Annotated in this window: 19 protein-coding genes; all 19 read left to right on the plus strand. The window is 67.7% G+C overall.

Going from position 1 to position 22,992, the window contains the following annotated elements; all coding sequences use genetic code 11:
- Window positions 1–21: 21 nt before the first annotated feature.
- The gene (locus Q7W51_05560; GenBank protein ID MDO8847834.1) at window positions 22–1,128 is read left to right on the plus strand and encodes a J domain-containing protein; all 1,107 of its coding nucleotides are present in this window, start codon (window positions 22–24) and stop codon (window positions 1,126–1,128) included.
- On the plus strand, window positions 1,129–1,881 hold the full coding sequence (locus Q7W51_05565) for an RsmE family RNA methyltransferase (GenBank protein ID MDO8847835.1): 753 nt from the start codon (window positions 1,129–1,131) through the stop codon (window positions 1,879–1,881).
- Window positions 1,874–3,127, plus strand: a complete 1,254-nt coding sequence (gene mtaB, locus Q7W51_05570) for a tRNA (N(6)-L-threonylcarbamoyladenosine(37)-C(2))-methylthiotransferase MtaB (protein ID MDO8847836.1) — start codon at window positions 1,874–1,876, stop codon at window positions 3,125–3,127. The genes Q7W51_05565 and mtaB overlap by 8 nt, the downstream gene beginning before the upstream one ends.
- A gap of 113 nt (window positions 3,128–3,240) precedes the next feature.
- Complete coding sequence (locus tag Q7W51_05575; protein ID MDO8847837.1) at window positions 3,241–4,221, plus strand: PhoH family protein; 981 nt, start codon at window positions 3,241–3,243, stop codon at window positions 4,219–4,221.
- The gene (locus tag Q7W51_05580) at window positions 4,214–6,337 is read left to right on the plus strand and encodes an HDIG domain-containing protein (protein MDO8847838.1); all 2,124 of its coding nucleotides are present in this window, start codon (window positions 4,214–4,216) and stop codon (window positions 6,335–6,337) included. The genes Q7W51_05575 and Q7W51_05580 overlap by 8 nt, the downstream gene beginning before the upstream one ends.
- A complete protein-coding gene (gene ybeY, locus Q7W51_05585) occupies window positions 6,303–6,746 on the plus strand; it encodes an rRNA maturation RNase YbeY (GenBank protein MDO8847839.1) in 444 nt (147 codons plus the stop codon). Before Q7W51_05580 ends, ybeY begins: the two co-directional genes overlap by 35 nt.
- Window positions 6,747–6,754: 8 nt before the next feature.
- Window positions 6,755–7,456: a diacylglycerol kinase gene (locus Q7W51_05590; protein ID MDO8847840.1), complete on the plus strand. Its 702-nt coding sequence runs from the start codon at window positions 6,755–6,757 to the stop codon at window positions 7,454–7,456.
- 27 nt (window positions 7,457–7,483) lie between these two features.
- The gene (locus Q7W51_05595; protein ID MDO8847841.1) at window positions 7,484–8,779 is read left to right on the plus strand and encodes a hemolysin family protein; all 1,296 of its coding nucleotides are present in this window, start codon (window positions 7,484–7,486) and stop codon (window positions 8,777–8,779) included.
- A complete protein-coding gene (cdd, locus tag Q7W51_05600; GenBank protein ID MDO8847842.1) occupies window positions 8,760–9,191 on the plus strand; it encodes a cytidine deaminase in 432 nt (143 codons plus the stop codon). Before Q7W51_05595 ends, cdd begins: the two co-directional genes overlap by 20 nt.
- Entirely contained in the window at window positions 9,192–10,106 is a 915-nt protein-coding gene (gene era / locus Q7W51_05605) for a GTPase Era (GenBank protein ID MDO8847843.1), read from the plus strand.
- Window positions 10,107–10,143: 37 nt separating this feature from the next.
- Window positions 10,144–10,824 carry a deoxyribose-phosphate aldolase gene (gene deoC / locus Q7W51_05610; GenBank protein MDO8847844.1) on the plus strand — a complete coding sequence of 227 codons (681 nt, stop codon included), beginning with the start codon at window positions 10,144–10,146 and terminating at the stop codon, window positions 10,822–10,824.
- A gap of 7 nt (window positions 10,825–10,831) precedes the next feature.
- Window positions 10,832–11,593 carry a DNA repair protein RecO gene (gene recO, locus Q7W51_05615; GenBank protein ID MDO8847845.1) on the plus strand — a complete coding sequence of 254 codons (762 nt, stop codon included), beginning with the start codon at window positions 10,832–10,834 and terminating at the stop codon, window positions 11,591–11,593.
- A gap of 80 nt (window positions 11,594–11,673) precedes the next feature.
- Window positions 11,674–12,594 (plus strand): glycine--tRNA ligase subunit alpha, encoded by a 921-nt coding sequence (locus Q7W51_05620; GenBank protein ID MDO8847846.1) that lies wholly within the window; start codon window positions 11,674–11,676, stop codon window positions 12,592–12,594.
- Window positions 12,591–14,663, plus strand: a complete 2,073-nt coding sequence (gene glyS, locus Q7W51_05625) for a glycine--tRNA ligase subunit beta (GenBank protein ID MDO8847847.1) — start codon at window positions 12,591–12,593, stop codon at window positions 14,661–14,663. The genes Q7W51_05620 and glyS overlap by 4 nt, the downstream gene beginning before the upstream one ends.
- Window positions 14,664–14,666: 3 nt before the next feature.
- Window positions 14,667–15,488, plus strand: coding sequence for a pyruvate, water dikinase regulatory protein (locus Q7W51_05630; GenBank protein ID MDO8847848.1), 822 nt, complete (start codon window positions 14,667–14,669; stop codon window positions 15,486–15,488).
- Window positions 15,489–15,573: 85 nt separating this feature from the next.
- Window positions 15,574–18,291, plus strand: coding sequence for a pyruvate, phosphate dikinase (ppdK, locus tag Q7W51_05635; protein ID MDO8847849.1), 2,718 nt, complete (start codon window positions 15,574–15,576; stop codon window positions 18,289–18,291).
- Window positions 18,292–18,357: 66 nt separating this feature from the next.
- Window positions 18,358–19,398 carry a deoxyguanosinetriphosphate triphosphohydrolase gene (locus Q7W51_05640; protein ID MDO8847850.1) on the plus strand — a complete coding sequence of 347 codons (1,041 nt, stop codon included), beginning with the start codon at window positions 18,358–18,360 and terminating at the stop codon, window positions 19,396–19,398.
- A 3-nt stretch (window positions 19,399–19,401) separates the two neighbouring features.
- Entirely contained in the window at window positions 19,402–20,430 is a 1,029-nt protein-coding gene (locus Q7W51_05645) for an acyltransferase (GenBank protein ID MDO8847851.1), read from the plus strand.
- A gap of 131 nt (window positions 20,431–20,561) precedes the next feature.
- Complete coding sequence (locus Q7W51_05650; GenBank protein MDO8847852.1) at window positions 20,562–22,652, plus strand: sodium-translocating pyrophosphatase; 2,091 nt, start codon at window positions 20,562–20,564, stop codon at window positions 22,650–22,652.
- The last annotated feature ends 340 nt before the right edge of the window (window positions 22,653–22,992 follow it).

Below are 22,992 nucleotides of genomic sequence, written 5' to 3' on the forward strand. Positions count from 1 at the left end.
GACGACACCACCTTGAGTGCTGTGGACTACTACGAGCTGCTTGGCGTCCCGAAAGAGGCGTCAGCCGACGACATCAAGAAAGCCTTCCGCAAGCGGGCGCGCGAGACGCACCCGGACGTCAATGACGGCCAGCATGCCGAGGAGACGTTCAAGCAGATCAACGAGGCCTACGAGGTGCTCTCGGATCCGGAGAAGCGCGCGCGCTACGACCGGTTCGGCACTGTCGACCCGCGTGCGGGTGGCGGCTACGGGGCCGACTTCAACGGCGGCGACTTCTTCGACATGAACGACTTGTTCAGCGTGTTCTTCGGCGGGGTGCGCGGTGCGGGCGGCCGTGCGGATCCGTCGGGACGCGACCTGCGCACCCAGGTGGCGGTCACGCTCGAGGACGCCGCGTCAGGCGCACCGAAGGATGTGACGATCACCCACCCGATGACGTGTGCGACGTGCTCGGGCAGTGGTGCCGCCGTAGGCGGCTCGGCACAGACGTGCACGGTCTGCTCGGGCACCGGTCAGAAGCGCACGCAACGCAGGACGATCCTCGGCGTGATGGAGTCGCAGTCGCCATGCGAGCGGTGCGGCGCCACCGGCGTGATCATCGACAAGCCGTGTCCGGCCTGCGGTGGCCAGGGTCGCGTGAACGGGACCGAGACCGTACGGGTGCAGCTCCCCGTCGGCATCCCCGATGGCTACACGTTGCGCGTTCCCGGCAAGGGCGAGGCGGGGGTCCGAGGGGCGGCCTCGGGGGACCTGCTCGTGACGGTGCGCGTGCTGCCCCACGAGTTCCTGCATCGCGAGGGCAACGACCTGCACGTGATGGCGGGCATCAACATCGCGCAGGCGGCGCTCGGCGGCGAGATGACCGTGGCCGGCCTGTTCGACGACGTGGTGATCCCGTTCAGCGCCGGCGTGCACACCGGCGACACGGTGCGCGTGCGCGCAGAGGGCATGCCTCGCATGGACGGCGGCAAGGGCGACTTCATCGTGCACCTCGACGTTCTCGCGCCCAAGAAGCTGAACAAGCGGCAAAAGGAGCTCCTCCAGGAGCTTGGCGAGAGCCTCGGCACGGGGCGCAAGGGCGATGAGCGAACGCCGCTGTCGAAGCTCAAGGACTGGCTGGGCGTCTAGATGTCACTCCACCGATTCTTCGCCGAAGGACCGATGCCCCCATCGGGCGAGATCCCGCTCGCCGAAGGCGCGGTGCACCATCTCCGCGACGTGCTACGGCTCGCGGCTGGCGAGGAGATCATCGTCGTGAGCGGAGGTGTGGCCACGCGCGTGCGGCTCACCGAGGTGGGCGAGCGTATCGCGGGCGAGCGGCTCGAGGACCTGCCGGTTCGCGGCCTCCCGCGGGTGACGCTCGCACAGGGGCTCGCCAAGGGCGACAAGATGGACGACGTCGTCCGGCAGGCCACCGAGGTCGGCATCTCGCGCGTGGTGCCGTTCGCCGCCGACCGCAGCGTGGTCAGGCTCGACGCGGCAAAGGCCGTCGCTCGCACCGACCGCTGGCGACGGGTCGCTGCCGAGGCCGCGCAGCAGTCGCAGCGTGCCGACATCCCGCAGGTGCACGACATAGTGGCCGCCGATGCGCTGCCCGACGTGCTTGCCGGCTCGGTCGTGCTCGTATGTTGGGAGGAAGCGACCGGTGCCGAGGGCATCGCTGAGGCGATCGCGCGGCTTGCACCCTCGGCCGGCACCGACGTGGCCGTCGTGGTCGGGCCGGAAGGTGGCCTGACGCAACGGGAGGTCGGGCTGCTCGAGTCCGCGGGTGCCCTGACCGTCACGCTCGGCGCGACGGTCTTGCGCACGGAGACCGCCGGTGTGGTGGCGAGCGCGCTTGCGGTTCATGCGCGCGGTGGCCTGGGCGCACGCCGTGGCTGATCGCGACTTGCGTGTCGCGTTCGTCACGCTCGGCTGCAAGGTGAATCAGACCGAGTCCGAATCGATCGCGGCCGAACTCGGCATCGCCGGTGTCGGGTGCCTGCCGGACGAGGCCGATGTGGTCGTGGTGAACACCTGCACGGTCACCGGCGAGGCGGACCACAAGGCGCGCAAGGCGGTGCGCCATGCGCTCGCGCTTCCGCAGGGGCCGGTTGTCGTTGTCACCGGCTGCCTGGCGGCACTCGATGCGGATGCGCTCCGCGATCTGGGCGACCGGGTCGTGGTCGAAGCGGACAAGGATGTCGTGGCCGCGCGCGTGCGCGAGCACACCGGCGTTGCGGCGACGACCGACCGGCCGGTCATCGTGCGCTCCGCCCGCGCGAGGGCGCAGCTGAAAGTCCAGGACGGTTGTGATGCGTTCTGCGCGTACTGCATCGTGCCGTACGCGCGCGGCGCTCCGCGGGCTGTGCCCGCGGAGCGCGTGCTCGCTGAGGCGGAGCGGCTGGTAGGAGCCGGCGCGTCGGAGATCGTGCTCACCGGTATCAACATCGGCCGCTACGACGATGGCGGATCGCGTCTCCCGGAGCTCGTGGAACGCATCGCCGCGACCGGTGTCCCGCGCATCCGCCTCTCGAGCATCGAGCCGGACGCCGTCGATGAGGCGCTCCTTGAAGCGGCGGCCGGGACGCCTGCGTTCTGCGCGCATCTGCACGTACCGCTGCAGGCGGGCGCGGACGGCGTGCTCGCGCGGATGGGTCGGCCGTACGATACCGCCACATATGCGGCGCTGGTCGCCCGTGCGCGCGAGATGCTTCCGGGCATGGCGCTCACGACCGACATCATCGTCGGCTTCCCCGGTGAGACCGATGCCGAGTTCGGCGAGACGCTCGCCTTCGCCGAGGAGATGGCGTTCTCGCGACTGCACGTCTTCCGCTACTCGGCGCGACCCGGCACGCCGGCGGCCACGATGCACGCGCAGGTCCCTCCCGAGGTGCGTGCCGAGCGCTCCGCGCGGTTGCGCGAGCTCGGCGAGGAGATGGCCGCGGCGTACGCCGGGACGCACCTCGGCCGCACGGTCGAAGTGCTCGTGGAGCGCACGGGCGCCGACGGCACCGCCGAGGGCGTGACCCGCGAGTACGTGCGCGCCCGCATCCCTCGTGGGGCTCTGCCGGCGGGCTCGCTCGTGTCCGTGAGTCCCGAGCGCATCGAGGCAGGCCCGGTGCTTGTCGGGCGGAGCCTCGGCTAGACGCTCCAGCACGGCTCGTTCCCGCACGCTGCCGTGGTAGAATCCTGCTGGTACGCGCCCTGCAGCGGGGCGTTCGGGCGTCCTTAAGACCAGCGAGAGAAGGTACCGCCAACGTGACGAACTCAACCCAGGTGCACCTGGTCGCTCCATCCGAGGTGAACATGGTCGAGCTGCTCGGCGAAGGCGATCACCTCCTGCGGCTCATCGAGGAGCAGTTCGAGTCCGACATCGCGGTAAGAGGCAACGAGATCACGATCTCGGGCGAGGTCTCCGAGGCGCAGGCCGTCTCCGCACTATTCACCGAGCTGTTCACGCTGGTGGGCGGGACCGAGCCGCTCACGGCGGACGCCGTGGAGCGCGCCATCGACATGCTCAGGCGCGGCGAGTGCAGCCCGTCGAGCGTCTTCTCAGACGTCATCCTTACGCATCGCGGCAAAGCCATCCGTCCGAAGACGGCCGGCCAGAAGCACTACGTGGACGCGATCCGCACGAACACCGTGACCTTCGGCATCGGTCCGGCAGGCACCGGCAAGACCTACCTCGCGATGGCGATGGCCGTCGATGCGCTGCGCAAAAAGGAGGTCGGACGCATCATCCTCACCCGTCCGGCCGTCGAGGCGGGGGAGAAGCTCGGCTTCTTGCCCGGCAACCTCTACGAGAAGGTCGATCCGTACCTGCGGCCGCTCTACGACGCGCTCTTCGACATGATGGACGTCGAGAAGTCGGCCAACCTGACCGAGCGTGGCGTGATCGAGGTCGCCCCGCTCGCGTTCATGCGCGGTCGCACGCTCAACGACTCCTTCGTCATCCTGGACGAGGCGCAGAACACCACGCCCGAGCAGATGAAGATGTTCCTCACGCGCCTCGGCTTCGGGAGCAAGATCGTCATCACCGGCGACGTCACGCAGATCGACCTCATCGGCGGTCTGTCCGGACTGCGCCAGGTGCGCAACATCCTGACCGACATCACCGACGTCGCGTTCGTCGAGCTCCAGCCGCGGGACGTCGTACGCCACCGGCTCGTGCAGCGCATCGTGACCGCCTACCACGAGTTCGACGAGGCCCAGCGGATCGCCGCCTCAAGCGATGCCTAGACGCCGCATCATCGACCGCCTCGGCCGTCTGTGGCCGAAGAGCGGATGGCTCTCGACCACGCTGGGCAAGCGGGTGCTTCTTGGCGTTGCCGTGGTCGTGCTGGCTGCGCTGCCGCTCGCCATACGCGTCGTGCCCCTCGGCTTCGACGAAGGCGAGCCGGCGCCGCGCACCTTCCGGGCGCCGCGATCGATCCAGTTCACCGACGTGGAGGCCACCGAGGCGCTCAGGCAGGCCGCCTCGGACGCCGTGTCGCCGGTGTACGTCTTCGACGAAGCCGCCCGGACCCAGGCGCGCCAGGAGATCGTCCAGTTCTTTGCCTCGGTCACCTCGGCGCGGGCGTCCTACAGCACCGACGCGACCGCGCAGGCCGCCTTTCTGAGCGACCGCTACCGCGAACGTCTGGACGACGAGGCGATCGCCGCGGTCCTCGCGCTTCCGGATGCCTCGCTCGACATCGTGGCCCGCAACGTCGAGGGTCTCGTGGCGGGCATCCTCTCAGGGCGCATCGAGGAGGAGGACCTCGCCGATGCGAAAGACCAGCTCGCGCGCAGTGCCCAGCTCATCCAGCTGACTATCACGGAGCGCTACGCGGTGATCGCCGTCGGGACTGCATTCCTTGAGCCCACGTACACGGAGGACGAGGCAGCCACCGCGCGCGCGCGTGCCGAAGCGGACGAACGGGTGTCTCCGGTCGTGATGGTCGTCCAGGAGGGCGAGAACATCATCGAGCGTGGCGACATCGTCACCGAGCGCGACATCGAACTCGTACGTACCCTCGGCGGTCTTGAGCAGGGCACGGACGCCGTCTCGGTGATCGCCGCGGTCCTCGTGATGACAGTGCTCATACTGTCGGCGGGTGTGTACTGGGCGGTCTACGATCAGGCGACGTGGGGCCTGATGCGCAATCTCATGCTATTGGCCACGCTGCTTCTCGGCATGATGTACCTCACGCGCGGCATGTCGATCCTGGCGCCCGAGGTCTCGACGTATCTCATGCCGGTGGCGCTCGCTGCGATCCTTGCGACGCTGCTGCTCGGTCCCCGGCCGGCTGTAGTGCTGACCATCCTCACGACCGTCGCGAGTCTTCTTCTCGGCTTCTCGGGTGGGGCGCAGGTCGTTGTGACCTTGCTCGGCAGCCTCGCGGCGATCGGTGCGCTCGCGTTCGTCACGCAGCGCTCGCACCTGTTCTACCTCGGCGGCTTCCTCATCGCGTTTCTCGGCATCGTGTCCTTCGGCGCCTCGCTTGCCTCGGGCAACGCGCCCGGCGACGCGCTCGTCTCGGGCCTGTACGGGCTCGCAGGTGGTCTGGTGACCGCCGTGCTCATGGTCGGTCTGCTGCCGTTCTTCGAGTTCGTTTTCGGCGTGACCACGGACATTACGCTGCTCGAGCTCGGCAATCCGAGCCACCCGTTGCTGAAGCGGCTGATGACCGAGGCACCGGGCACGTACTCGCACTCGGTCATGGCCGCGAACCTCGCCGAGACCGCCGCCGAGGCGATCGGCGCGAACCAGCTGCTCGCACGCGTGGGCGGCTACTTCCACGATGCGGGCAAGGTCGTGCGGCCCGCGTTTTTCGTGGAGAACCAGGCCGGCGGCGAGAATCCGCACGACTCCACGTCGCCGTCGCTTTCGGCGCGCATCATCACCGCGCACGTGCGCGAGGGCGTTGAGCTTGCCGAACAGTATGGGCTGCCGTCGGAGGTCGTGGACATCATCCGCCAGCATCACGGCACCTCGGTGGTGGGCTACTTCTATGACAAGGCGAGCAAGAAGGGCGGCCCGCTTCTCGAGGCCGACTTCCGTTATGACGGTCGCCGTCCGGACACGCCGGAGGCCGCGCTCGTGATGATCGCCGACATGGCCGAGGCAGGCGTGCGGTCGCTCGACAAGGCCACGCCGCAGCGGATCGAAGCCATGATCCGCAAGATGGTGCGGACGAAGATCGACGATCACCAGCTCGATGAGACCTCACTCACGCTCGCAGATGTCGAGACTATCGTCATGGTCTACACGCGCATGCTGGCAAGCGTGTACCATCCGCGCATCGAGTACCCGGAGCCGGCCGAGGAGGGGGAGCGCCATGCAGGTGAGCATCGTCAGCCACAGGGAGCCTGAGCAGCTGAACTTCGAGGCCTTCGAAAAGCTCGCGCGATTCGTGCTTTCCATGGAGGGCGTTCCCGAGATGATCGAACTCTCGATCGCGCTCGTTGACGAGGACGAGATGGCGCACCTCAACAGCCAGTATCGCGGGATAGGCGGCCCCACCGATGTGCTGTCGTTCGGCTGTGACGATCCGTGTCCCGCGCCGGGCGATGAACCGATCACACTCGGTGACGTGGTCATCGCGCCCGCGGTCGCCGAGCGTCAGGCGACTGAGCTCGGTCACAGCGTGGAGCACGAACTCGACGTTCTGCTCGTGCACGGTGTGTTGCACCTGCTCGGCTATGATCACGAAGCGGTCGACGATGCAGGTGCGATGGCGGCCCGCGAGGCGGCGCTGCTCGAAGCATACGAGTCCCGGTAGGGAGCCCGATGCGCAGTCGCTCACTCCTCTGGAGCTTCAACTATGCGATCGAGGGCATCGTCTATGCGCTCCGTACGCAGCGCAACATGCGGTTGCACGTGGCCGCGGCCGTGCTCGTGCTGGCGGCGTCGCTCTTCTTCGGGATCGGTCGCTTCGAGTTCATCGCGATCGTCTTCGCGGTCACGTTCGTCTTCGTCGCAGAACTCGCGAACACGGCGATCGAGGCGGCCGTCGACGTGGCCACGCAGAGCTTCGACCCGCTCGCCAAAGTCGCCAAGGACGTCGCCGCGGGAGCTGTCTTCATCGCGGCTGTGAACGCGCTCATCATCGGCTACATCGTGTTCTTTGCACGCATCAGCTCGATGACGGACTCGCTCCTGACCCGCGTACGACAGACACCGGCGCATGTCACCATCATCGCGCTCCTGCTCACGGGACTCGTGGTGCTCATCGTCAAGGCCATCACCAAGAAGGGGACGTACATGCGGGGTGGGTGGCCGTCGGGCCACAGCGCGGTGGCCTCCTCGTGCGCCACGGCGATCGCGTTCATCACCGAAAGCGCAGGCGCATCGGTCCTCGCGGGCTTCATCACGGTGCTGGTCATGCAGAGCCGGGTAGAGGGCGAAGCGCACACCGTGCCGCAGGTGATCGCCGGGGCCGCCCTCGGGATTCTCATCACCACGCTCATCTTCCAGCTATCATGGTTCTGATGTCGCACGAAGGGGCTTGAGAACCAGATGGTCGCAATCGCGCTGCTCATAGCAGTCGCCACGCTCGTGCTGTGCGCCGCCGTACTGGCGGTGCTCTCCGCAGCCGAGGCGTCGGTGCGTCTGTTGTCCCGAAGCCGCACGCGGCGTCTGCTTGAAGCCGAGGTGAAGGGCGCTGCCGCCCTCGACCTGCTCGCCGATCGCCCCAGCCGTCTTGCCGCTGCCGCCGCGCTGCTGCGTGCGCTGGCGTACGCACTCACGGCGGCCGTGCTCAGCTGGGCTACCCTTGTGGTGCTCGATATCGGGACGCAGCTGTGGGTGGCGCTCGCAGCATCCGGCGTCGGCGTGGTGGTGCTGTTCGCGCTCGGCGAGGCCCTGCCCCGCACGCTCGCGGTGCAGAATCCCGAGCGTGTCGGCCTTGTCTCGGCTCCGTCGGCTGCCCGGCTCACGGCGGTCTTCGCGCCGGCGGCACGCTTCTTTGCCGCCGGGTGGATGGCGATCACCTCGCTGGTGACGGACGAGCCGGTGACGGACGCGTGGCTCACGGGCGACGAGTACGGTACCGAGACGGTGGCCGAGGAGCAGGAGCGCGAGGACGCCGAGGAGGCGTTCTTCGAGGCGGTCGTGGACTTCGCAAGCAAGATCGTGCGCGAGGTCATGGTGCCGCGCACCGACATGATCTGTCTCGAGGATACGGCGAGCGTTCCCGAGGCCGTCACGGTCATCGCGCAGTCGGGCCTCTCGCGCGTGCCGGTCTATCACGACACCCTCGACGATATCGTGGGAGTGTTGTTCGCCAAGGACCTGCTCATCTGCGTGGGCACGGCATCGTGTCCGTCGACGGTCGGCCCGCTCGCGCGCGAGGTCTTCTTCGTGCCGGAGACCAAGCCGGTCGACGAACTGCTCGTGGAGATGCGGCAGCGCAAGACGCACATGGCGCTGGTAGCCGACGAGTACGGTGGCACGGCAGGCCTCGTGACGATCGAGGACCTGCTCGAGGAGATCGTGGGCGAGATCTTCGACGAATACGATCGCGACGAGCCGATGGTGATCGCGCTCGAGGACGGCGGGATGCTGCTCGATGCGCGGCTGCCGATCGACGACTTCAACGACTTGCTGGGGACCGCGATCGAACTTGAGGCTGACTCCATCGGCGGACTGTTCGTGGAGCTCGCCGGGCACATCCCTCAGCCGGGCGAGGAGATCGAGGTCGAGGGCGTGCGGATCACCGCACGCGATGTGGAAGGAACGCGGGTCAGGAGCCTGCATGTGAGGCCGCGCCCCGAAACCGACAAGGAGGACGAGGATGCCGAAGCACATAACTGAGGCCGACCTGGCCCTGCTCGCGTTCGCGCGAGAGATTCAGCCGAAAGCGTACGTGCCCTACTCGAGCTTCCGCGTCGGGGCCGCCGTGTTCGCCGGAGGAGAGATCTTCCAGGGCGTGAACGTAGAGAACGCCGCGTACGGTTCGACCATCTGCGCCGAACGTGCCGCCGCCATGGCAGCGGTCACCGCGGGCCACACCGACTTCGACGCGGTGGCCGTGATCGGCGACTCTGAGGCGCCGTGCGTCCCGTGTGGCGCGTGCCGTCAGTTCCTGGCGGAGTTCAACCCATCCATGCGCGTGATCATGAGCGGTCGCACTGATGCGATCGACGTGAAGCGGCTCGACGAGTTGCTCCCCGACGCGTTCGTCCGCGGGTACCTCGACCAGGACGACGACGGAGAGAACGACTAGGTGAGTGCGCAGGAGACGCCGACGGTAGCCAGCGGGTTCGTCGCCCTTGTCGGCAGGCCGAACGCCGGCAAGAGCACGCTCGTGAACGCGCTCGTGGGCGTGAAGGTCGCCATCACCTCGGACACACCCCAGACGACCCGACATCGGCTCCGGGCGATCATCGACCGCGAGGATGCGCAGATCGTTCTCGTCGACACGCCGGGTCTGCACAAGCCGCACGACGCGCTCGGCGAGGAGGTCAACCGCTCCAGCGTGCTCGCCGCGGCAGACGTGGACGTGCTCGCGCTGTGCATCGACGCGAGCGCATCGGTGGGGTCCGGCGACCGGTGGGTTGCCGAGCGGGTGGCCAAGGGCAAGCGCCCCGTCGTCCTCGTCCTCACCAAGGCGGATGCGGCCGACGAGGCGACGATCGCCCGGCAGCTCGAGCGCGCCCGTGAACTGGTGACTCCGGTGGCCGAGGTCGTGCTCTCGGCGAAGACCGGCTTCAACCTGGACGGCTTCATCGAAGCGGTGCTGCCGTACCTTCCGCCCGGACCGCGCTTCTTCCCGCGCGACATGACGACCGACCAGTCACTCGAAGTGATGCTCGCCGAGCTCGTTCGCGAGAAGGTGTTGCGCAACACGCGCGACGAGGTGCCGCATGCGGTGGGCGTGCAGCTCGACGACCTCGTCTACGACGAGAAGCGTGACTTCCATACGGTCGCCGCCACTATCTATGTGGAGCGGGACTCGCAGAAGGGCATCATCATCGGGAAGGGCGGCGAGATGATCCGCGCGATCGGTACCGAGGCGCGCGCGGACATGGAGCGGCTGCTGGGCACGGGGGTCCACCTCGACCTCCGCGTGAAGGTGAAGAAGGACTGGCGCCGCGACGGCGCGCAGATCAGGCGGTTCGGCTACGGGGATGGACTCTGAGGCGACCGGCCGACGCCGAAGCGAGAGGGGCTCGACAATGGACCGCGCTACGCTTGGGAAGACGATCGATCAGACGCTGCTCAAGCCCACGGTGGGCTATCAGAAGGCCTCCGAGTGGATGGAGTCGTCCGCGCGCCAGGGTTTCGCGGCACTGTGCGTGTCGCCGTTCTTCGTCGCGCTCACGTCCCAGCGGCTCGCAGGCACGGACACCAAGGTCTGCTCGGTCTGCAGCTTCCCGCTCGGCTATGCGAACACCGAGTCGAAGGCCGAGGAGGCCGCGCATCTCGTGCAGCTCGGCTGCGATGAGGTGGACATGGTCCTCAACTTCGCGGCGCTGCTCGAGGGCGACGATCGCTTCGTGCACGACGACATCGCCGCGGTGGTGCACACCGTGGCCGAGGCGTCGAACAACTCGGCGATCGTGAAGGTCATTCTTGAGACCGGGCACCTGGACCCCGCGACGATCGAGCGCGGCTGCATCCTTGCGGTCAAGGCGGGCGCGCACTTCGTGAAGACCTCCACCGGGTTCGGCCCGCGCGGTGCGTCTATCGAGGACGTGCGCATCATGCGTGCTGCAGTGGGACCGGACATCGGCGTGAAGGCGGCCGGCGGCATCCGCGACCTCGACACCGCGCTTGCGATGATCGACGCGGGTGCGTCACGCATCGGCACCTCCTCGGGCATCGAGATCCTCGAGGCGCTCGAGGCGCGCGGCTAGCGCCCTCATGCCCTCGCACAGCGTCCGGGCGCTCTCGCTGAAGAAGACCAAGCTCGGCGAGACCGACCTTATCGTGACGTTCCTTGCCGCCGACGGCTGCCAGGTTCGGGCGGTCGCCAAGGGCGCGCGCAAGCCCGGATCGCGCTACGGCGGGCGCGTCGAGCCATTCACGGTGGTGGACCTGCTGCTGCACACCGGGCGCACGCTCGAGACGATCACCGAGGCCGAGATCGTGGCCCCGCACGCCGGCATCCGGAGCGACTACGATCGCGCACAGGCCGCCTCGGTGGTCGCCGACTTCCTCGACAAGGTGTCCCAGGAATGCCAGACGGAGGACCGTCTGTTCGGACTGGCGTGCGCCACGCTCGACGCGTTGGAGGTCGCCGAGGGCGACACGCTGCTCGCGCTCGTGGTCGCCTTCCTGCTCAAGGGCATGGCGATGCACGGCTACCGGCCGCAGTTCGAGGGGTGCGTCGAGTGCGGCGCCACCGCACGCGACACGCGCTTTTCGCTCGAGCTCGGGGGACTCTACTGCGAGGGCTGCGGGTCCCAGGGCCCAGACGTCGTGCATCTCTCGCCTCAGGCGCGAAGCGCGCTCGTACGGCTGATGGCCGCCACGATGGCCGAGGTGGCCGGGCTCGGCCTGTCACGCGCCGTGCTCGTCGACGCTTTCGGCGTGATGCGCGCGTTGGTCGTCTACCACGTACCGGCGCGGCTCAAAGCGCTTGCGCTCTACGCGGTCGAGGTGCAGCGCCCGGCGGGGTCCTAGACCGCGCTCCCTGGTGTAAACTAATCGCCACGCTCGGCGCACCCGCCGGGCTCCGCCAGCACGGACGATTCGGGGAGTTCATGGCACTCAACTTCCAGGACATGATCATGGCGCTGCAGCGCTACTGGGCCGATCAGGGCTGCGTGGTCCTGCAGCCGCACGACATGGAGGTCGGCGCGGGCACGTTCCATCCCGCCACGACGCTCCGTTCGCTCGGCCCGGAACCGTGGCGCACGGCGTACGTGCAGCCGTCCCGTCGTCCTACCGACGGACGCTACGGCGAGAATCCGAACCGCCTGCAGCACTACTACCAGTACCAGGTCATCCTGAAGCCGAGCCCGGACAACGTGCTCGATCTCTACTTCGACTCGCTCCGCGCCATCGGCATCGAGCCCGCCGAGCACGATATGCGCCTCGTGGAAGACGACTGGGAGTCGCCCACCCTCGGCGCGTGGGGCCTTGGCTGGGAAGTGTGGCTCAACGGCATGGAGGTCACGCAGTTCACCTACTTCCAGCAGGTGGGCGGCATCGAGTGCGATCCCGTGCCCGCCGAGATCACCTACGGTCTCGAGCGTCTCGCGATGTACATCCAGGGTGTGAACTCGGTCTTCGACCTCGAGTGGTGCCCGGGCTTCTCGTACGGCGACGTGTTCCTGCGCAACGAGCGCGAGCAGTCGAAGTACAACTTCGAGCTCGCCGATACCGCGATGCTCCGGCAGCTCTTCGACCTGCATGAGGCCGAAAGCACCCGCGCGCTTGCTGCGGGCGCGGTGCTGCCCGCCTACGAGCAGGCGCTCAAGTGCTCGCACTACTTCAACCTGCTCGATGCGCGAGGCGCCATCGCGGTGACCGAGCGCGTGAGCTTCATCGGTCGCATCCGCACGCTCGCAAAGGGATGCGCCGAGGCGTACGTCGCGAGCGATCCCGGTCCGACGGAACTCGCCGAAGACGCTGAAGCCGCATCCGCCGCCTCGAGCACCGAAGGCGGTGATGCCCGATGAGCCGCGACCTGCTGCTCGAGATCGGCGTGGAGGAAGTACCCTCGGCACCTCTGTACGACGCCGTCACGCAACTCAAGACCCGCGCCGCCGTCGCGTTTGACGCAGCGCGCCTGAGCTACAGCGAGATCACCTCGTTCGGCGCTCCGCGTCGCCTGGCCCTCGTCGTCACGGGGCTCTCGGAGCGCCAGGACGATGTCTCCATGCGCGTGAAGGGCCCGGCCGTGGCGGCCGCCTTCGACGCGGACGGCAATCCCACGAAGGCCGCGGAGGGCTTTGCCCGGAGCCGGGGCATCGCCGTGAGCGACCTGGTGCGCGAGACCACCGACGCTGGCGAGTACGTCTTCGCGCAGGTGGAGGAGACCGGTCGGCCCGCCGAGGAGATCCTCCCGGACCTGCTCGCACAGCTCATCGCCGACCTGGACTGGGCGAAGTCGATGCGCTGGGGCTCGGGCTCGACGCGCTTCATCCGCCCTGTGCGCTGGCTCGTGGCGCTCTTCGGCTCGATCGTCGTCCCGGTGCGCTTTGCCGGCGTCGAGGCCGGCCGCACCACGGTGGGCCACCGCTTCCTCGGCAGCAAGGTGGATGTTCCGTACGCCGGCGCGTACCAGGAGGCGCTCTGCCAGGTGCATGTGGTCGCCGACGGCGAGGAGCGGGCGGAGCTCATCCGTGCTGCCCTGGACAGCGCAGCAGCCGCGCTCGACGCGCGCGCCGTGGTGCCCGAGAAGACGTTCGCCGAGGTCGTGAACCTCGTGGAGTTCCCCACGGTGGGCGTTGGCCGGTTCGACGACGCGTTCCTCGCCGTGCCGCGCGAGATCGTGGAAGAGGCGATGGAGAGCCACCAGCGGTACTTCCCGATGGAGGATGCCGACGGCAGCCTGCTCCCGCGGTTCCTCGTGGTCCACAACGGTGATCCTGCACGCACCGATGCGATCATCGCAGGCCACGAGCGCGTGATCCGCGCGCGTCTGGCCGATGCGGCGTTCTTCGTGAACGAGGACCTCTCGCGTCCGCTCGAGAGTTACGTCCACCAGCTCGATCGCATCGTCTTCCACGAGAAGCTCGGGTCACTCGGCGCCAAGGTGGCGCGGATCGAGGCGCTCGCTGCTGCGCTTGCCGCTGCGGTCGACGCGCCGGCCGACGAGGCCGCCTACGCGGCCCGCGCGGCGCACCTCGCCAAAGCCGACCTCGTAACGCATGCGGTCATCGAGTTCACCTCCCTCCAGGGTGTCATGGGCTTCCGCTACGCCAACGCGGCAGGCGAGGCGCCCGTGGTAGCCGAGGCGATCGTCGACCACTACCGGCCCAAGTTCGCCGGCGACGAACTGCCGAGAAGCCTTGCGGGCAAGCTCGTGTCGATCTCAGACAAGCTCGACACGATCGTGGGCATCTTCGCGATCGGCCAGGGCCCCACCGGCTCGGCCGACCCCTACGCGCTCAGGCGCTCGGCCATCGGCATCCTCACGATGATCATCGATGGAGGCGTGCGCCTCCAGCTCGACGAGGCCATCGCCTCGGCGCTTGCGGGATATGCCGAGGCCGTGCCCGGTCTGGACCCGAACGCCGTGGGTGCCACCGTGAAGGCGTTCTTCGACGGCAGGCTCGAGGTCATGCTGCGCGACCGCGGTTTCGAGTACGACGTGGTCGAGGCCGTCATGGCCGTGGCCTCGGCCGATCCGGCGGACACCGTCCATCGCGTTCGCGCGTTCACCGCGTTCCGCCAGTCGGACGCCGGCCGTGACCTGTCGGTCGCCTTCAAGCGGGTGGCGAACCTCGCCGACCCGGAGGCAGGGGACAGTCCCGATCACGGCATGATGGGTGATGAGGAGCGCGCGCTGGCCGATGCGGTCGAGATCGCGTACGAGCGCGTGGGCGCGCTCATGACCGTGGACCGCGACTACGAAGCTGCACTCTCGGCACTTGCCGACCTGCGCGCTCCGGTGGACGCCTTCTTCGACAGCGTGCTCGTGATGGATCCCGACCCGGCGCAGCGCGCGAACCGCCTTGCGCTCCTCAACCGGCTTCAGGGTCTGTTCGCGGACTTCGCCGACTTCGGAAAGCTTGCGGGGTAGCGCGTGCGCGGCGACCCCATCTCGATCCACGTCATCTCGGACTCGCTCGGCGAGACGGGGGAGACGGTGGCGCTTGCCGCCGTGTCCCAGTTCAAACCCAACGCGTTTCGGATCGAGCGCCTGCCAAAGGTGCGCACGCCTGCCGACTTGCGAACGATCGTGAAGGAACACTGCGGGCGTGACTGCATCTTCTTCTACACGCTCGTGGACAAGCCGCTCAGAGACGAGATGGAGCGGCTCACCGCCGGCGGCGCCATCGGTGTGGACCTGCTCGGTCCGGCCGTGGCACGTCTGGCCGAGGTGACCGGCCACCAGCCCACGGGCGAGGCGGGACGCATCCGCCGCACCGACGAGGGCTACTTCGACCGCATCGAGGCGATGGAGTACGCCGTCAAGCACGACGACGGTCGGAACGCCGAGGGCCTCATCGACGCCGACATCGTGGTGATAGGCGTTTCGCGAACCTCCAAGACGCCGATCTCCATGTACCTGGCGTTCAAGGGCTGGCGGGTGGCCAACGTTCCCCTCGCGCCTGGCACCGCGCCCCCGCCCGAGATCTTCCAGCTCGATCCCCGGAAAGTCTTCGGACTGGTCACGAGCGTGGACGTTCTGCTCACCATCCGCCAGGAGCGGATGAAGGAACTCGGCGGCTACGTGCCGGGATACGCAGAGCGCGAGGCCATCGAGGCCGAGTTGGCCGAAGCGCGAAAGGTGATGCGCAAGATCGGGTGCCTCGTGGTTCACACGGACAACCGGGCCGTGGAGGAGTCGGCGCAGGAGATCCTGCGCCACGTGGGCGTGTCCTCGCTCGAGACGTCCGACTAGCTGTCACGAGGGGGCGGCGGCTGCCGTCGGTACGGTATGATTCGAAGTCTAGGGGTACGGGCGGGTTTACGAGGGAGGACCTAAGTTGTCGGATACCAAGCGCGTATACGCATTCGGCGGCGAACAGACCGAGGGCGACAAGAGCATGAAGTTCATCCTCGGTGGCAAGGGCGCCAACCTGGCCGAGATGGCCACCATGGGACTTCCGGTCCCGCCAGGCTTCACCATCACCTGTCAGGCGTGCATGGAGTACTACCACGCCACGCCGCCTGCGATGCCCGAGGGCCTTGCCGAGGAGATCGCGGCCAACGTTGCCGCCCTCGAGGCCAAGATGGGCAAGCGCCTCGGCGACGAAGCCGACCCGCTGCTCGTCTCCGTGCGCTCCGGGTCGGCGTTTTCCATGCCGGGCATGATGGACACGGTCCTCAACCTCGGGCTCAACGAGCGCACCGTAGCCGGGCTGATCGCCAAGGCCGGAAACGAGCGCTTCGCATGGGACAGCTACCGCCGGTTCATCCAGATGTTCAGCAAAGTGGTTCTCGACGCCGAGGGTGACCTGTTCGAGAACGCGATCAACACGATGAAGATGGCGCGCGGCGCGGCGTCGGACACCGAACTTTCCGCCGCGGATCTCAAGGAGCTCGTGAACGTCTTCAAGGGCATCGTGGCCGAGCATGTGCCGGCCGCGGACTACCCGCAGCTCGCGGTTAACGGCAAGGTCGTCTTCCCGCAAGACGTCTCCCAGCAGCTTCACCTCGCTATCGAGGCGGTCTTCAGGAGCTGGATGAACCCCCGCGCGGTCTACTACCGCAAGATGGAGCGGATCGCCGACGACCTGGGCACCGCGGTGAACGTGCAGGCGATGGTCTTCGGCAACATGGGGGAGACTTCGGCCACCGGCGTGGGCTTCACCCGCAACGCCGCCGACGGCACCAAGGAGTTCTACGGCGACTTCCTCACTAACGCGCAGGGCGAGGACGTGGTGGCCGGCATCCGCAAGACGCGGCCGATCGCCGAGCTCGTGGACGTACTGCCCGAGGCCGGCGCCGAGCTCTACAAGGTGTTCGACATCCTCGAGAGCGCCTACCGCGACATGTGCGACATTGAGTTCACCATCCAGGAGGGCAAGCTCTGGATGCTGCAGACCCGCATCGGCAAGCGCACCGCACGAGCCGCGCTCAAGATTGCGGTGGACATGGTCGCCGAGGGCGTCATCAGCAAAGACGAGGCGCTCATGCGCATCGATCCCAACCAGCTCGACCAGCTCCTGCACCCGCAGTTCGACACCACCGCAACCTACAACGTGCTCGCCAAGGGCCTGAACGCAAGCCCGGGCGCGGCTGTCGGCGAGGTCGTCTTCTCGGCCGACGATGCCGAAGCTGCAGCAGCCGAGGGCCGCAAGGTCATCCTCGTGCGCTGGGAGACCACTCCCGACGACCTCCACGGCATGGTGGCCGCACAGGGCATCCTCACGAGTCACGGCGGCAAGACGTCGCACGCGGCCGTGGTGGCGCGCGGCATGGGCAAGCCGTGCGTCTGCGGTGCAGAAGCGCTCAAGATCGACGCCAAGTCCAAGCTGGCCGAGGTGAGCGGCACCAAAGTCGTGCTCCACGAGGGCGATCTCATCTCCATCGACGGGACCACCGGTATCGTGGTGCTCGGCCAGGTGGAGCTCGTGCAGCCCGAGGTCTCGGGCGACTTCGACACCATCCTCGAGTGGGCCGACGAGGTCCGCACGATGGGCGTGCGCGCGAATGCCGACACCCCCGAAGATGCCGCGCTCGGTCGCTCGTTCGGCGCCGCGGGCATCGGTCTGTGCCGCACCGAGCACATGTTCCTCGGCGAGCGAAAAGACATCATCCAGGACTTCATCCTGGCCGCAGACGAGAGTGTGCAGAAAGACGCGCTCGCGAAGCTGCTCGCGGTGCAGACCGAGGACTACCTCGGCATCCTCGCCGCGATGGACGGGCTGCCCGTGACGGTACGCCTGCTCGATCCCCCGCTCCACGAGTTCCTCGACTCGCCGCGCGAGCTTGAGGTCGAGATCACCCGCGAGGAGTGCGCCGGCGTTTCGGCCGAGACGCTCTCGGCCAAACGGAAGCTGCTCGCGCAGATCGACGCCATGGCCGAGATGAACCCGATGCTCGGCCTGCGCGGCTGCCGCCTCGGCATCATGCATCCGGAGCTCTACGCGCTGCAGGTCGAGGCCATCACCAAGGCCGCCTGCCAGCTGAAGCAGCAGGGCAAGGACCCGCGGCCGGAGATCATGATCCCGCTCGTGAGCGTACGCACCGAGCTCGCCATCTTGCGCGACGAGACCGAGAAGGTCATCGCACGCGTGCAGGCGGAATGCGGCATCGAGATCGCGATCCCCATCGGCACGATGATCGAGCTGCCGCGCGCTGCAGTCTGCGCCGATGAGATCGCCGAAGTGGCCGACTTCTTCTCCTTCGGCACGAACGACCTCACGCAGACCGCGTTCGGCTTCTCGCGTGACGACATCGAGAGCAAGTTCCTGCCGCGGTATCTCGAGCGCAAGGTGCTCGCGCGCAACCCCTTCGAGACGATCGACGCCGGCGTGGCGAAGCTCGTGGAGATGGGCTGCGAGCGCGGCCGGACAACGAACCCCAAGCTCAAGCTCGGCGTCTGTGGCGAGCATGGCGGCGATCCGGACTCGGTGAAGACGTTTTACACCATCGGCCTGGACTACGTGAGCTGCTCGCCGTACCGCGTGCCGCTCGCGCGCCTGGCCGCAGCGCAGGCCACGCTGGCCGCGCAGACGACGGCTTCGGACAACCGGTAGACCACCGGGAAGAGGCGCCGGGCCCAAGAGCCCGGCGCCGTCCCGCGTGTGGGGACGGGGTGCCAAGTGGGCAGCGGGATCGTGACGCGTGAGGAGTACGAGGCCGCCGAAGCGGGGCGGCTCTCGCCGCGCGCCGCGCTCTCTTCGGCCACGCAGGGGCGCGAGCGCCCGGGGATGCCCGACCCCTACCGCACCGAGTACCAGCGCGACCGCGACCGCATCCTGCACTCCAAGGCGTTCCGGCGCCTCTCGCACAAGACGCAGGTCTTTCTCGCGCCGGAAGGCGACCACTACCGCACCCGGCTCACGCACACACTCGAGGTCTCGCAGATCGCGCGGAGCGTAGCGCGTGCGCTGAATCTCAACGAGGATCTCACCGAGGCGATCGCGCTGGGCCACGACCTCGGCCACACGCCGTTCGGGCACATCGGCGAGTCGGCGCTCAACGACGCGCTCAAGATCGCGCACCGCCGCGATCCCAACGTGCCGGCCGCCTACCACCACAACCTCCAGAGCCTGCGGATCGTGGAATCCCTCGAGTACGAGGGCAAAGGGCTCAACCTCACCCTGGAGGTGAGGGACGGGATCCGCTGTCACACCGGTCGCAAGCGGGCGAGCACGCTCGAGGGTCAGATCGTGGCCATCGCCGACCGGGTGGCGTACGTGAACCACGACATCGACGACGCACTCCGCGCGGGCGTGCTCACCGAGGCTGACCTCCCAAAGGTCGCGTGCGATGTGCTCGGAAGCACCATCAACGAGCGCATCACCACGATGGTCACGAGCCTCGTCGAGACGACCGCGGTCTCGCCGAGCGTGACGATGGCCGATGACGTCTACAAGGCCATGATGGACCTGCGATCGTTCCTGTTCGACAACGTGTACCTCTCGCCGAACGCGAAGGCCGAGGAGCCGAAGGCCTACAACGTCGTGCGGACGCTCTTCGATCACTACATGGCGAACCCCGCCGATCTTCCGCCGGACGAGCGTCCCGCATCGGATGACCAACTCGCCCAGGCCGTCACCGACTACGTTTCGGGCATGACCGACCGGTTCGCGATCCGGACCTACGAGCAGCTGATGATCCCGAGCCGCTGGCGGGTGTGACCGATGCCCGAGGCCGAGCGTCCCGCGCCCGCGGCGGGCGCGCAGCGTCGCCCGGGTCTCGACGTGCTCAAGGGTCTGGCGATCCTGCTCGTGGTCTTCAACCACGCCGTGCTGTGGCCCATGCGCGCCGGCGACCCTGCGAGCGGATTCGCGTACGGCGTCGCCTTCGGCACGGTAGCGGCCTTCTCGGCGGTCGCGGGATACTTGCAGGGCCGCCATCCCGCACGCGAGGAGTACGCCGTGCTGCGCAAGCGCGCCGGGCAACTCATGGTGCCGTGGCTCGCGTGGGCGCCGGTCTACGCGCTGGTGCCGCTCGTGTGGGCGTGGGCGGGACGTGGGGAGCTCCCTATAGAGATGCGCACGTGGCCGTGGATCCGCGAGATCCTGCTCGGTGGCGGTCCGCTCTGGTTTCTCACCGGACTCTTCGCAGTGACCGCCATCTGCGCCTTCCTGGACACGCGCACCACCGGGTGGTGGCCGATGTGGCTCGCGTGGGGGACGTACACGGTGCTGGCGGTCGGCTCCTCGCTCGGCAACGTGAGCCCTCTGGACCTCGGCAACGGTACGTTCTGGGCGGTGGTGCCGCTTTACGTGGGTGCCTACTGGTTCGGCCTGCGCATCTCGCGCGACGGAGATCCGGGATGGGCCGAGTGGGCGCTGTGGACCGCGCTGGTGCTCTCGATGCTCACGAGCGGGGTGGTTACCTACGTGCGTGCGGCCGACACCTCACTCCGGTGGCTGATGTGGCTTCCGTACGCGATCGGATGCGTGGGCGGGTGTGCCGCACTGCTGCTCGCCATGCGCGACACGGCAACCGGGCACGGACCCGCGTTTCAGGCGCTCGCACGGGTGGGGCGCTCGTCGCTCGGCCTGTACGTGCTGCACCCGCTGTTCGTGGCTCCGGTGACACTGTTCGCCCACGGTCGCGGTGGGGTGGTGGTGGCGTTTGCAGCCGCACTCGCCACGGCCGCCATCGGCACGCCGGTGGTGGAGTGGACGCGCCGAATCCCGGTGCTGCGCCGTATCGTGTGACACCGCCCGAGTCGCGTTGCCGGCTTGTTGCCGCACGATACAAGGTCGGCTATCATCGCCAAAGCGCCGAGGGGGCTTTGCGCCCGACCTGGGCTGCTTGAGTTATTCACTGGGAAGGGAGACGCACGTTCATGGCTGAATGGATTGCTTGGCTTGCGCCGGCAGCCGCATTGCTGGGTACCGCGATGGCGGCATATCTCGGCATCTGGGTCCTGAAGCAGGATCCCGGCACCGAGAAGATGCAGGAGATCTCGAAGGCGGTCCAGGAGGGCGCCCTCGCATTCCTGCTCCGCGAGTATCGGGTGCTGATCATCTTTGCGGCGGTGGTGTTCGTCGTCCTCGGGTTCGCCGTGAACTGGCTCACCGCTGTGGCGTTCCTGACCGGCGGCGTGCTCTCCGCTGCGGCCGGGTTCATCGGCATGCACGTGGCCACCCGCGCCAACGCGCGGACGGCGCAGGCTGCCACCACCGGCGTCGCCAAAGCGCTCAATGTGGCGTTTCGCTCGGGTCTCACGATGGGCCTCACGGTCGCTTCTTTCGGCCTCGGCGGTCTGTCGCTGTGGGCGATCATCCTGATCGTCACCGGTGAGAACCCGCTCGCAAGCGCCGAGATCGTCAACGGCTTCGCGATGGGTGCCTCTTCGATCGCGCTCTTCGCGCGTGTCGGCGGCGGTATCTATACCAAGGCGGCCGATGTTGGCGCCGACCTCGTGGGCAAGGTCGAAGCCGGCATCCCCGAGGACGATCCCCGCAACCCCGCCACCATCGCCGACAACGTTGGTGACAACGTGGGCGACGTGGCAGGCATGGGCGCCGACCTGTTCGAGAGCTACGTCGGCTCGATCCTCGCGCCGATCGTACTCGCTGTCTCGCTGTGGTATGTGGCGGGAGAGCCCAAGTCGATCGACTTCATGTATGGCGTCACCGCTCCGCTCCTTATCGCCGCGTTCGGCATCGTGGCGTCGATCATCGGCTTGTTCGCCGTTCGTGCCAAGGAGGGTGCGCACCTGCACACCGCTCTCAACATGGGCACCTACGTGGCCGCGATCATCGAGGTTGCGGGCATGGGCTTCCTCTTCTGGCACTGGAGCACGCGCGCCGGCGCCGATCCCTCGCGCCTGTGGTTCTTTGGCGCGGTCGTGGCCGGTCTTGCTGCCGGCATCGCCATCGGCAAGATCACCGAGTACTACTGCTCGGACGCGTACAAGCCGGTGAAGGATATCGCGTCGGCCTCCGAGACCGGTGCCGCCACGAACATCATCCAGGGCCTCGGCACCGGCATGATGTCCACCGCGCTGCCGATCCTCGTTGTTGCCGCCGCCATCATCGGTGCGTTCACGATGGGCAACTGGGCCGTTCCGGATAATGACCTCTCCGGCATCTACGGTATCGGTCTTGCTGCACTCGGTATGCTCTCCATCACCGCCATCACCGTTGGCGTTGACGCGTACGGTCCTGTTGCCGACAACGCCGGCGGTATCGCCGAGATGGCCGGCATGGGCAAGGACATCCGCAAGATCACCGACTCCCTCGACAGCGTGGGCAACACCACCGCTGCGATCGCGAAGGGCTTTGCGATCGGCTCGGCGGGTCTCACCGCCCTCGCGCTGTTCGTGGCGTTCCGCCAGAGCCTGGCCGTCGGCGGACTGACCATCGACATGTCGCTCGAGAACCCGTACGTCATCTCGGGTCTGTTCATCGGCGGCATGCTGCCGTTCCTGTTCGGTGCGCTCACCATGGGCGCCGTGGGTCGTGCGGCGTTCGCGATGATCGGTGAGGTACGCCGCCAGTTCAAAGAGATCCCGGGCATCATGGAGGGTACCGGCAAGCCGGACTACGCCGCGTGCGTGGACATCTCCACCAAGGGTGCCCTCAAGGAGATGGTCGTCCCCGGCGCGATCGCCGTGGCCGTGCCGATCCTCGTGGGTCTCGTGGACCTGTCGCTCCTGGCCGGCCTGCTCGCCGGTGCGCTGGTGACCGGCTTCCTGCTCGCCATCTTCATGGCGAACGCCGGTGGGGCGTGGGACAACGCCAAGAAGTACATCGAGGGTGGCGCGCACGGCGGCAAGGGCTCCGAGGCGCACAAGGCTGCGGTCGTGGGCGACACCGTCGGCGATCCGTTCAAGGACACCTCCGGCCCGGCCATGAACATCCTCATCAAGCTGATGACGGTGGTCTCTCTGGTGTTCGTGCCGCTGTTCCTCAAGGTTCACGGCGGGTAAGACCCTCTGCCGCAACGCGGCATTCCGCCTCCACAGCGATGCTCCCGGGTGCCGATCGGCACCCGGGAGCATTCGTTTGGGGGTCTCCGCGGGGGTACGAAAAACGGGAGGACCTGTGCGGGCGGGTCCTAGCAACACTTCCACTGCAGCACATAAGGAAATCGAATGGCTGTCATTTCACGGCATCTTGCGCAAGAATGGTTCAGGGAACGACCAATCTACGCCGATAACACGAGGAGTCCGTGCGTAAGAGAAGGAGGTGTTCGTTCGCGGGGAAACTGACAAGCAATTCCGACAAGCGAGAGGAGGTAGTGTATGAGAAGGGGAAACAGGCCGCTGC

The sequence above is a fragment of the Coriobacteriia bacterium genome, from assembly GCA_030652115.1.
Lineage (GTDB): Bacteria > Actinomycetota > Coriobacteriia > Anaerosomatales > Anaerosomataceae > UBA6100.

What these genes read in the sequence shown, in the direction of transcription:
- cdd (MDO8847842.1), top strand. Translation starts at nt 8,760, where the DNA reads ATGCCGAAGCACATAACTGAGGCCGACCTGGCCCTGCTCGCGTTCGCG.
- glyS (MDO8847847.1), top strand. Translation starts at nt 12,591, where the DNA reads ATGAGCCGCGACCTGCTGCTCGAGATCGGCGTGGAGGAAGTACCCTCG.
- Q7W51_05595 (MDO8847841.1), top strand. Translation starts at nt 7,484, where the DNA reads ATGGTCGCAATCGCGCTGCTCATAGCAGTCGCCACGCTCGTGCTGTGC.
- ybeY (MDO8847839.1), top strand. Translation starts at nt 6,303, where the DNA reads ATGCAGGTGAGCATCGTCAGCCACAGGGAGCCTGAGCAGCTGAACTTC.
- Q7W51_05645 (MDO8847851.1), top strand. Translation starts at nt 19,402, where the DNA reads ATGCCCGAGGCCGAGCGTCCCGCGCCCGCGGCGGGCGCGCAGCGTCGC.
- deoC (MDO8847844.1), top strand. Translation starts at nt 10,144, where the DNA reads ATGGACCGCGCTACGCTTGGGAAGACGATCGATCAGACGCTGCTCAAG.
- recO (MDO8847845.1), top strand. Translation starts at nt 10,832, where the DNA reads ATGCCCTCGCACAGCGTCCGGGCGCTCTCGCTGAAGAAGACCAAGCTC.
- Q7W51_05565 (MDO8847835.1), top strand. Translation starts at nt 1,129, where the DNA reads ATGTCACTCCACCGATTCTTCGCCGAAGGACCGATGCCCCCATCGGGC.
- Q7W51_05650 (MDO8847852.1), top strand. Translation starts at nt 20,562, where the DNA reads ATGGCTGAATGGATTGCTTGGCTTGCGCCGGCAGCCGCATTGCTGGGT.
- Q7W51_05580 (MDO8847838.1), top strand. Translation starts at nt 4,214, where the DNA reads ATGCCTAGACGCCGCATCATCGACCGCCTCGGCCGTCTGTGGCCGAAG.
- Q7W51_05590 (MDO8847840.1), top strand. Translation starts at nt 6,755, where the DNA reads ATGCGCAGTCGCTCACTCCTCTGGAGCTTCAACTATGCGATCGAGGGC.
- Q7W51_05620 (MDO8847846.1), top strand. Translation starts at nt 11,674, where the DNA reads ATGGCACTCAACTTCCAGGACATGATCATGGCGCTGCAGCGCTACTGG.